The 7,329-nt window shown below is 66.1% G+C and carries 6 protein-coding genes; 2 read left to right on the forward strand and 4 right to left on the reverse strand.

Annotated elements, in window-relative coordinates; translation table 11 throughout:
• Positions 1–167 precede the first annotated feature (167 nt).
• Positions 168–1,895: a calcium-binding protein gene (locus ACN5KJ_RS10025; protein ID WP_418593714.1), complete on the forward strand. Its 1,728-nt coding sequence runs from the start codon at positions 168–170 to the stop codon at positions 1,893–1,895.
• A 516-nt stretch (positions 1,896–2,411) separates the two neighbouring features.
• Positions 2,412–3,737, forward strand: a complete 1,326-nt coding sequence (gene tig / locus ACN5KJ_RS10030) for a trigger factor (protein ID WP_418593715.1) — start codon at positions 2,412–2,414, stop codon at positions 3,735–3,737.
• A gap of 251 nt (positions 3,738–3,988) precedes the next feature.
• Here tig and ACN5KJ_RS10035 read toward each other — a convergent pair whose 3' ends face one another.
• From ACN5KJ_RS10035 to rpsF, 4 genes are all read right to left on the reverse strand, one after another.
• The gene (locus ACN5KJ_RS10035; protein WP_418593716.1) at positions 3,989–5,851 is read right to left on the reverse strand and encodes a PhoX family protein; all 1,863 of its coding nucleotides are present in this window, start codon (positions 5,849–5,851) and stop codon (positions 3,989–3,991) included.
• Positions 5,852–6,059: 208 nt separating this feature from the next.
• Positions 6,060–6,692: a 50S ribosomal protein L9 gene (gene rplI / locus ACN5KJ_RS10040; protein WP_418593718.1), complete on the reverse strand. Its 633-nt coding sequence runs from the start codon at positions 6,690–6,692 to the stop codon at positions 6,060–6,062.
• A gap of 12 nt (positions 6,693–6,704) precedes the next feature.
• A complete protein-coding gene (gene rpsR, locus ACN5KJ_RS10045; RefSeq protein WP_023850238.1) occupies positions 6,705–6,932 on the reverse strand; it encodes a 30S ribosomal protein S18 in 228 nt (75 codons plus the stop codon).
• Positions 6,933–6,954: 22 nt separating this feature from the next.
• The gene (rpsF, locus tag ACN5KJ_RS10050) at positions 6,955–7,326 is read right to left on the reverse strand and encodes a 30S ribosomal protein S6 (protein WP_023850237.1); all 372 of its coding nucleotides are present in this window, start codon (positions 7,324–7,326) and stop codon (positions 6,955–6,957) included.
• Positions 7,327–7,329 lie beyond the last annotated feature (3 nt).

Here is a 7,329-nt window from a genome sequence, read left to right on the forward strand (position 1 = left end):
ATGCCCAAATTCCCGGCAAAAGCTGACCACAATCTTACGGTTAACAGTCCGCTAGTAGAGAACAGGCCGGTCCGTCGGTCCTGGGTCCTGCCAAGCGCCGAAACGAGGCGTCGGCGCCATGGGGATCCAGCCTGCGACGGACCCGCCAGATTGGTGAGAACAGGCACATGTGGTATTGGAACGGCTCTTATTGGGAATGGGATGTTTTCGGCTGGGAAACCGGAGGCCGTGGCGGTGACACCGGCAACGGGATTGCCGGGCAACTGCCCGAAAGACTGCGCTTCGTGGAAGACCAGCGTGGGACGCTGGATCTGTCGGATCTGGATCTGGGCAGTCTCGGCGGCAAGAACGACGTTATCACCCTGACCTTCGAGGTCAGTTCCGGCGCGCTGTTTGCCGACCGTTATGGGCCGATCGACATCGCCGGGTCCGGCACCGGCACCGTGACGCTGTCCGGCAAGCTCAAGCATCTGGAGCGTTACCTTGACGACGCTGCGGACGCGCTGTCCTATCTTGGCGATCAGGATGCCTTTGGCGAAGGCGCCGGGGCGCTGAGCATCCGCGTCGGGCAGGGCAGCACGGCAGAGGCGCTGGGCAGCGTTTCGATCGACCTCGACGACAGGCGGGACGACATCGTCGGGACCGAAGGCGACGACGACCTGTCCGGCGACGGCGGAATGAACGGCATCTACGGGCTTGGCGGCGACGATTCCCTGCAGGGGCACGGCGGTGACGACCTGATCGAGGCTGGCGACGGCTGCGACACTGTTTCGGGCGGCGCGGGCGCCGATACGCTCGACGGCGGCGCCGGTGAGGATGTGCTGTATTACTACGGCTCGCAGGCCGGTGTCCGCATCGACCTTGGCGCCGGGACGGCCTCTGGCGGCGATGCCGAGGGCGACGTGATCTCGGGCTTCGAGCATATCTATGGCAGCAATGCCGCCGACGTGCTGACCGGCGACGCGGGGGCCAACACGCTCTTCGGTTACGGCGGGGCGGATGTGATCAACGGCATGGGCGGCGACGACGTGATCCGCGGCGGCGCCGGGGCCGACACGCTGGACGGCGGCGATGGCACCGACTGGCTGCGCTACCTCGGGTCGCGCGAAGGGGTGACCATCAGCCTCGAACCCGGCACGGTCGGCAGCGGAGGCGATGCCGAGGGCGATGTGGTCACCAACTTCGAGAACATCCAGGGGTCGGACCACGGCGATGTGCTGACCGGCGACGCGGGTGCAAATGAAATCATCGGCAACGATGGCGACGACGTAATCTTCGGCGGCGCGGGCAAGGACAGGTTGCGCGGCGGCGAGGGCGCCGACACCCTGGACGGCGGCGCCGGGGTCGACACGGTGCTGTATGTCGGGTCGGACGCGGGCGTTACCGTGAACCTGCGCACCGGCAGCGGCACGGGGGGCGAGGCCGAAGGCGATGTGATCTCGAATGTCGAGAACGTCTATGGTTCGGACCACGGCGACCTGCTGATCGGCGGAGCGGGCCGCAATTACCTCTATGGTTACGACGGTGACGACACGATCTCTGGCGGCGAGGGCAAGGACGTCCTGCGCGGCATGGCCGGGGCCGACAGCTTCCTCTTCGACACCGCGCCCGCGGCCTCGAACGTGGATCGCATCCTCGACTTCACCGCCGGCACCGACAACATCCTGCTGGACGGCGCGATCTTCGACACGCTGACAGCGGGGGCGCTTCTGGAAAGCCAGTTCCTTGTTGCGCAGGACGGCGTGGCGCAGACCGCCGACCAGCGCTTGATCTACGACTCCGGGGACGGGACGCTTTACTACGACGCGGATGGCTCGGGCGCGCTGGATGCCATTGCCGTGGCGCAGCTGACCAACCGGGCGGACCTGAGCTTTGACGATATCCTGATCGTCTGATCCGGCCCCCTGCGGGATGACATGACCGGCCGTCCCGCAGGGGGCGGCCGGTTGCTTTCCGCGCGGCGGTTCAGGCCCTGCGCGGCGGGCAGCGCTGCCTGCGTCCCCGAAGACAAGCAACCCTCCGTCATGGTCAGGCAGGCGGCGCGACCGAGGACACTGGCGCTTTCGGGCGGGGTGGATGCGCGGGACGTTGCCCTCGAATCGAATGCGATCGTCCCTGGCATCGTGACGCTGCACGGCGGGCAGGCCGCGTTTCGGCGTTCCTCCCTTCGCTGAAACCGATGCGGCCCGCGCGTCCTGCGGACAGAAGTTCGCGGGCGCGGCGGCGCCGCTGTATGACCCCGGGAGCGGCCTGCGGATTTCCGCCGTCCTGCGGTTCCGGCACCGGCCTCGGCGGGCCCTTGCAAACGGGCGAAACCCGCTTGCACAAGGGCCGTTCGGGCAATAGAAGATGCCAAATTCGTACTTCCGCGCCCCGCCTTCCGGGGCGCTCCGCAATTCTGAGGGATGAACATGCAGGTCACTGAGACGCTGAACGAAGGCCTCAAGCGCGGCTACGCCATCACGGTGACGGCAGCAGAGCTTGAAGAGAAGGTCACCGAGAAACTGAAAGAAGCCCAGCCCGACATCGAGCTGAAGGGCTTTCGCAAGGGCAAGGTGCCTCTGCCGCTGCTGAAGAAGCAGTTCGGCCAGCGTCTGATGGGCGAGTCGATGCAGGAAGCCATCGACGGCGCCATGAACAAGCATTTCGAGGACAGCGGTGACCGCCCGGCGCTTCAGCCCGAGGTCAAGATGACCAACGAGGACTGGAAAGAGGGCGACGACGTCAACGTCGAGATGACCTACGAGGCGCTGCCCGAGGTGCCCGAGCTGGACCTGACCGCGATCGAGGTCGAGAAGCTGGTGGTGAAAGCCGCTGACGCGGACGTCGACGAGGCGCTGGAGTCGCTGGCCAAGACCGCGCAGGAGTTCGAGGCCAAGGACGGCGCGTCCGAGGACGGCGACCAGGTCGTGATCGACTTCGTCGGCAAGGTCGACGGCGAGGCCTTCGAAGGCGGCGCGGCAGAGGACTACCCGCTGGCGCTTGGCTCCGGTTCCTTCATCCCCGGCTTCGAAGAGCAGCTGGTCGGCGTGAAGGCCGGTGACGAGAAGGCCGTCGAGGTCAAGTTCCCCGAGGAATACGGCGCCGAGAACCTGGCCGGCAAGGACGCGGTCTTTGACGTGACCGTCAAAGAGGTCAAGGCGCCCAAGGCCGCCGAGATCAACGACGAGCTGGCGAAGAAATTCGGTGCCGAGGATCTCGAGGCGCTGAAGGGCCAGATCCGTGAGCGTCTCGAAGCCGAGTATGCCGGTGCCGCACGTCAGGTGATGAAGCGCGGGATGCTGGACAAGCTGGACGGCATGGTGTCCTTCGACCTGCCGCCCTCGCTGGTCGATGCCGAGGCCAAGCAGATCGCGCACCAGCTGTGGCACGAAGAGAACCCCGAGGTTCAGGGCCACGACCACGGCGAGATCGAAGCCACGGATGAGCACAAGTCGCTGGCCGAGCGCCGCGTGCGCCTTGGCCTGCTGCTGGCCGAGCTGGGTCAGAAGGCAGAGGTCGAAGTGACCGAGGCCGAGATGACCCAGGCGATCATGAGCCAGGCCCGCCAGTACCCGGGTCAGGAGCGTCAGTTCTTCGAATACGTCCGCCAGAACCCGGGCATGCAGCAGCAGCTGCGCGCGCCGATCTTCGAGGACAAGGTCATCGACCTGATCGCCGAGCAGGCGAAAGTGTCCGAGAAGGAGATTTCGAAGGAAGAGCTTCAGACCGCCGTCGAGGCTCTGGACGAAGAGTGATCTTCCCGGTCGGCTGCGGCAGGGGTCTGCCGCGCCGCACCAAAGAGACGAAGGCCGCTCCCGCTGGGGGCGGCCTTTTCGCTTTTCAGGGGCGGGGCCAGAGGGTGTCGGGGGGTTGGGGGGCCGCAGGCCTCGAACCGGGGCGGCCTTGTCGCATTCCGGCTGCGGAAAGGGCAGGGGAGTGTTCACCGCCCATAGAAAAGGGCCGCGTCAACACTGCGACGCGGCCCCCAGGTCTTTCAGGATCCGGCTTAGCCGATGGCCTGGCCGTCCTCGCGCCAGACCGAGATCACCGACGAGCGCGGGATGCCGTCACCGTCCGGCCACGAACCGCCCGGGTGCTGGATGCCCACGAAGGCCACCTTCTTGTCCGCCGACCAGCACAGGCCGGTGACTTCGGCGCCGTTGGGCGCGGTCAGGAAGCGGGCGATGTCGCCGGTTTCCGTGTTGCCCACCAGCATCTGGTTGTTGCCCTGACCGGCGAAGTCGCCTTCGTTGCTGTCGTCGCCGTCGGTCTGGATCCACAGCATGCCCTGGGTGTCGAAGGCCATGCCGTCCGGCGAGTTGAACATGTTGCCGGGGGTGACGTTGTCGGACCCGCCATAGGCGTTGTCGTAGACCGCCGGGTTGCCCGCCATGACGTAGAGATCCCAGGCGAAGGTCTCGGCGCCGTGGTCCTCGCCCTCGGGGCGCCAGCGCACGATCTGGCCGTAGTCGTTGGTCTCGCGCGGGTTGGCCGCGTTGACCGGCATGCCCTCGCTGCCGCGCTTGGAGTTGTTGGTGAGCGCGCAGTAGGCTTCGGACTTCAGCGGGTTCACGGCGATCCACTCGGGGCGGTCCATGGTGGTCGCGCCGACCTTCGAGCCTGCCATGCGGGCGTGCACCAGCAGCTCGGCCAGTTCCATGCCGGTGGTCTCGGGCGTCAGGGCCAGCCATTCGCCGGTCATGTCGTCGTTGAACCTGGCTACATACAGCGTGCCGTCCGACAGCAGGCCGTCGGTAGAGCCGCCCTCGGTGTAGACGCCGTTCGAGACGTAGCGATAGATGAACTCGCCGCGCTCGTCGTCGCCCATGTAGACCACGACGCGACCGTCGGCGGTCTGCGTCATCGCGGCGTTCTCGTGCTTGAAGCGGCCCAGGGCGCTGTGCTTGACCGGGGTGCTGTCCGGGTTCGCGGGGTCGATCTCTGTGATCCAGCCGTGGCGGTTGGGCTCCATCGGCTCTTTCGACAGGTCATAGCGCTCGTCGAATTTCTCGTAGGCGTAGCGGCCTTCGCCGCCGATGCCGTAGCGCTCGAAGCCTTCGGTCAGGGTGAACTCGCCGGTGGCGCCGAAGTAGCCGTTGAAGTTCTCTTCGCAGGTCAGGTAGGTGCCCCAGAGCGTCCGGCCCGAGCCGCAGTTGTTCATGGTGCCCTTGGGGCTCATGCCCTCGGGGTCGGCATTGGTCTTGACCAGATCGGACCCGGCGACGGGGCCGTCCATGGTCATCTGCGTCTCATGGGTGATGCGGCGGTTGTAGGGGCTGTCGACGACGACGGCATAGCCTTCGCCCTGATCGGCCACTTCCATCACGGTCACGCCCTGCAGGTTCTTCAGCAGCACGACCTCGTCGGCGTTCTTGGGCATGCCCTCGCTGTCGGCGGGCAGGTTGATCTTGGGGTTCACATATTCGGAGTTCACGGCGATCAGCTGCTTGCCGTCCACCTCGAACAGTTCCATGCCGTCGGTGTTCTCGCCGAAGACCTTGTCCGACATCTCGACCGACACGCCGGTCTCGGGCGAGAAGGCGCCCTCTGCCTCGGACCACAGGGCGTCGCCCCAGCGCACCAGCGGCTTCCACGCGTAGCCCTCGGGGACGTGGATGTCGAAGTCGGTGGCGATGTCGATGGGGGTGAAGGCGAAACCGGCGGCCTGCGCGCGGGCCGAGGTGGCCGAGCCGAAGACGCCCGCACCCATGGCCACGGCGCCAGAGCCGAAGGCCAGCGCGCCGCCCAGGAAGCCCCGGCGCGAGATGGCACGCTCGACGACGGCGTCGAAATCGTTTCCGGCAGGGCGGGGGTCGCGCAGTTCGTCGAACTCGTCCCAGGACAGGTCGATGAGATCGCTCTTTTTCATGGCTGGCCTCTCTGGCTTGCAAATCGGTCGGCCTGCCGGGAATCGGCGGGCCACGGGCGCAAACCTGAGGGCGGAGTGTAACGGCGGGGCGACGGTTGCGTGACGGTTTCCTTGCGCCGCCGAAGGACCGTCAACTGACTGACAAAAAAGAAAAAACCGCGCCGGGATGCGGCGCGGTTCAATGTTCGGGTGCCTGTGCGGCGAGGGGTTACACCTCGTCGCGCGGATCCTCGGAGCCCTCTTCGGCGCGCGGTGCCGGGGCATCGTCGCCGAAGTCGTCATTGGCGGCGCCGCCCATGTCGTCGAACAGCTGGCTGACCTCGAATTCGGCGGCTGCCTCTTCCTCGGCGGCCAGGTCCTGGATGGACTTGCCGGCTTCCTGAAGCTCGGCCTCTTCGGGCGAGCGGGCGACGTTCAGCGTGACCATGCACATGACCTCGGGGTGCAGGTGCACCTCGATGTCGTGCAGACCCAGTTCCTTGATCGGCTGACGGATCAGTACCTGCTTGCGGTCGATCGAGAAGCCCTCGGCGGTGGCCACTTCGGAGGCGTCACGGGTGGTGACGGAGCCGTAGAGGTTGCCGCCGTCCGACGCCTGGCGAATCACGACGAACTTCTGGCCGTCGAGACGCTCGGCCAGTTTCTCGGCCTCACCCTTGGTTTCGAGGTTGCGTGCCTCGAGCTGGGCTTTCTGCTCTTCGAAGGAGGCGATGTTCTCTTTCGAGGCGGTCAGCGCCTTGCCCTGCAGCAGCAGGTAGTTGCGCGCATAGCCCGGCTTGACGGAGACGACGTCGCCCATCTGGCCCAGCTTGGCCACGCGTTCGAGAAGGATAACTTGCATGTCGCTCTCTCCTTACTTCACGGCGTAGGGCAGCAGGGCGAGGAAGCGGGCGCGCTTGATGGCACGGGCCAGCTCACGCTGCTTCTTGGCCGAGACGGCGGTGATGCGCGACGGCACGATCTTGCCGCGCTCGGACACGTAACGCTGCAGCAGCTTGGTGTCCTTGTAGTCGATCTTGGGCGCATTGTCTCCCGAGAAGGGGCAGACCTTGCGGCGGCGGAAAAACGGTTTTGCAGCCATGGTTTAACTCCTTGTTTCGGGATCAGTCGCGGGGCCGGCGCTCGCGGCGGTCGCCACGGTCACCGCGCTCGTCGCGCTTCTGCATCTGGATCGACGGACCTTCGGCGTGCTCGTCGACCTTGATGGTCAGGACGCGCATCACGTCGTCGTGCAGGCGCATCAGGCGCTCCATCTCCTGAACCGCGTCCGAGGAGGCGTCGGTCCGAAGGAAGGCATAGTGGCCCTTGCGGTTCTTGTTGATCTTGTAGGCCATGGTCTTGACGCCCCAGTACTCGGACTCGACGACCTTGCCGCCGTTGTCGGAGAGGACGGTCGAGAAGTGTTCGACGAGACCTTCGGCCTGCGCGTTGGACAGGTCCTGACGCGAGATAAAGACATGCTCGTAAAGCGGCATGTG

This window comes from Ponticoccus sp. (in: a-proteobacteria) (assembly GCF_048381735.1).

What these genes read in the sequence shown, in the direction of transcription:
- ACN5KJ_RS10025 (WP_418593714.1), top strand. Translation starts at nt 168, where the DNA reads ATGTGGTATTGGAACGGCTCTTATTGGGAATGGGATGTTTTCGGCTGG.
- tig (WP_418593715.1), top strand. Translation starts at nt 2,412, where the DNA reads ATGCAGGTCACTGAGACGCTGAACGAAGGCCTCAAGCGCGGCTACGCC.
- ACN5KJ_RS10035 (WP_418593716.1), bottom strand. Translation starts at nt 5,851, where the DNA reads ATGAAAAAGAGCGATCTCATCGACCTGTCCTGGGACGAGTTCGACGAA.
- rplI (WP_418593718.1), bottom strand. Translation starts at nt 6,692, where the DNA reads ATGCAAGTTATCCTTCTCGAACGCGTGGCCAAGCTGGGCCAGATGGGC.
- rpsR (WP_023850238.1), bottom strand. Translation starts at nt 6,932, where the DNA reads ATGGCTGCAAAACCGTTTTTCCGCCGCCGCAAGGTCTGCCCCTTCTCG.
- rpsF (WP_023850237.1), bottom strand. Translation starts at nt 7,326, where the DNA reads ATGCCGCTTTACGAGCATGTCTTTATCTCGCGTCAGGACCTGTCCAAC.